Source organism: Microbacterium testaceum (genome assembly GCF_020781835.1).
In the GTDB taxonomy this organism is placed as follows: domain Bacteria; phylum Actinomycetota; class Actinomycetes; order Actinomycetales; family Microbacteriaceae; genus Microbacterium; species Microbacterium testaceum_H.
Genome location: NZ_JAJGNJ010000028.1, coordinates 1 through 2,994, shown reverse-complemented (window position 1 = coordinate 2,994; position 2,994 = coordinate 1). Strand labels below are relative to the sequence as shown.

2 rRNA genes are annotated in these 2,994 nt (G+C 54.5%); both read left to right on the top strand.

Going from position 1 to position 2,994, the window contains the following annotated elements:
• A 23S ribosomal RNA gene (locus tag LL239_RS17395) occupies positions 1–2,763 on the top strand; the annotation flags it as partial.
• A 102-nt stretch (positions 2,764–2,865) separates the two neighbouring features.
• Positions 2,866–2,982, top strand: a 5S ribosomal RNA gene (gene rrf / locus LL239_RS17390).
• Positions 2,983–2,994: the final 12 nt, after the last annotated feature.

Sequence of the window (2,994 nt, the reverse complement as noted above, 5' to 3'; positions counted from 1 at the left end):
CAGTCGACGTGACAAGAGGGTATAGACGAACGGTTTTGAATGGCCGGTCATAGAGGGTGCGAACCCCGTAGTCGAAATGCCTGTTCTTGGCGTGAAGAGTATCCCAAGTAGCACGGGGCCCGAGAAATCCCGTGTGAATCTGTCAGGACCACCTGATAAGCCTAAATACTCCCAGATGACCGATAGCGGACAAGTACCGTGAGGGAAAGGTGAAAAGTACCCCGGGAGGGGAGTGAAATAGTACCTGAAACCGTTTGCTTACAAACCGTTGGAGCACCCCTGGTAGGTGTGACAGCGTGCCTTTTGAAGAATGAGCCTGCGAGTTAGCGATACGTGGCGAGGTTAACCCGTGTGGGGTAGCCGTAGCGAAAGCGAGTCTGAATAGGGCGATTTTAGTCGCGTGTCCTAGACCCGAAGCGAAGTGATCTATCCATGGCCAGGTTGAAGCGACGGTAAGACGTCGTGGAGGACCGAACCCACTTAGGTTGAAAACTGAGGGGATGAGCTGTGGATAGGGGTGAAAGGCCAATCAAACTTCGTGATAGCTGGTTCTCTCCGAAATGCATTTAGGTGCAGCGTTGCGTGTTTCTTGCCGGAGGTAGAGCTACTGGATGGCCGATGGGCCCTACAAGGTTACTGACGTCAGCCAAACTCCGAATGCCGGTAAGTGAGAGCGCAGCAGTGAGACTGTGGGGGATAAGCTTCATAGTCGAGAGGGAAACAACCCAGACCACCATCTAAGGTCCCTAAGCGCGTGCTAAGTGGGAAAGGATGTGGAGTTGCTTAGACAACCAGGAGGTTGGCTTAGAAGCAGCCACCCTTGAAAGAGTGCGTAATAGCTCACTGGTCAAGTGATTCCGCGCCGACAATGTAACGGGGCTCAAGCACGCCACCGAAGTTGTGGCATTGACATTTTTGGTAGGCCTTCGTGGTCCAGCCGTGTTGATGGGTAGGAGAGCGTCGTGTCGCGAGTGAAGCGGCGGGGTGACCCAGCCGTGGACGCGACACGAGTGAGAATGCAGGCATGAGTAGCGAAAGACGTGTGAGAAACACGTCCTCCGAAAGACCAAGGGTTCCAGGGTCAAGCTAATCTTCCCTGGGTAAGTCGGGACCTAAGGCGAGGCCGACAGGCGTAGTCGATGGACAACGGGTTGATATTCCCGTACCGGCGAAGAACCGCCCAAGCTAATCCAGTGGTGCTAAGAGTCCTAGCTCAGAATTTTCCGGATCCCTTCGGGGTGATGGTTGTCTGTGTGAACGCTCGACCCCATGCTGGTGCGGCTAGCGTATTAACAGGTGTGACGCAGGAAGGTAGCCCAAGCCAGGCGATGGTTGTCCTGGTGCAAGTGCGTAGGCCGAGTGATAGGCAAATCCGTCACTCGTACAGGCTGAGACACGATGCGGATAAAAAGTGGGTGATCCTATGCTGCCGAGAAAAGCATCGACGCGAGGTTCTAGCTGCCCGTACCCCAAACCGACTCAGGTGGTCAGGTAGAGAATACCAAGGAGATCGAGAGAATCGTGGTTAAGGAACTCGGCAAAATGCCCCCGTAACTTCGGGAGAAGGGGGGCCATCCACTTATTAGGACTTGCTCCGAAAGGGTGTGGTGGCCGCAGAGACTAGTGGGTAGCGACTGTTTACTAAAAACACAGGTCCGTGCCAAGTCGCAAGACGATGTATACGGACTGACGCCTGCCCGGTGCTGGAAGGTTAAGAGGACCGGTTAGCCGCAAGGCGAAGCTGAGAATTTAAGCCCCAGTAAACGGCGGTGGTAACTATAACCATCCTAAGGTAGCGAAATTCCTTGTCGGGTAAGTTCCGACCTGCACGAATGGCGTAACGACTTCCCAACTGTCTCAACCGCGAACTCGGCGAAATTGCATTACGAGTAAAGATGCTCGTTACGCGCAGCAGGACGGAAAGACCCCGTGACCTTTACTACAGCTTGGTATTGGTGTTCGGTGTGGCTTGTGTAGGATAGGTGGGAGACTGTGAAGCGGACACGCCAGTGTTCGTGGAGTCATTGTTGAAATACCACTCTGGTCACTCTGGATATCTAACTTAGGACCGTGATCCGGTTCAGGGACAGTGCCTGGTGGGTAGTTTAACTGGGGCGGTTGCCTCCCAAAATGTAACGGAGGCGCCCAAAGGTTCCCTCAACCTGGTTGGCAATCAGGTGGCGAGTGTAAGTGCACAAGGGAGCTTGACTGTGAGACTGACAGGTCGAGCAGGGACGAAAGTCGGGACTAGTGATCCGGCAGTGGCTTGTGGAAGCGCTGTCGCTCAACGGATAAAAGGTACCTCGGGGATAACAGGCTGATCTTGCCCAAGAGTCCATATCGACGGCATGGTTTGGCACCTCGATGTCGGCTCGTCGCATCCTGGGGCTGGAGTAGGTCCCAAGGGTTGGGCTGTTCGCCCATTAAAGCGGTACGCGAGCTGGGTTTAGAACGTCGTGAGACAGTTCGGTCCCTATCCGCTGCGCGCGTAGGAAGTTTGAGAGGATCTGACCCTAGTACGAGAGGACCGGGTTGGACGAACCTCTGGTGTGTCAGTTGTTCCGCCAGGAGCACCGCTGATTAGCTACGTTCGGGATGGATAACCGCTGAAAGCATCTAAGCGGGAAGCCGGCCTCAAGATGAGACTTCCATACCCCTTGTGGGTGAGAGGCTCCCAGCCAGACTACTGGGTTGATAGGCCGGATGTGGAAGCGTAGTAATACGTGAAGCTGACCGGTACTAATAAGCCGATGACTTGATAACACACCGTTTTTGGTGCTTGCGTCCACTGAGTGGTTCTCGATGTACGGTCGGGAACACAACAATGACAACAATCGTTGTTGGTTTTTGAAACATCAATAGTGTTTCGGCGGCCATAGCGAGAGGGAAACGCCCGGTTACATTCCGAACCCGGAAGCTAAGCCTCTCAGCGCCGATGGTACTGCAGGGGGGACCCTGTGGGAGAGTAGGACACCGCCGGACTTCTTCACACGA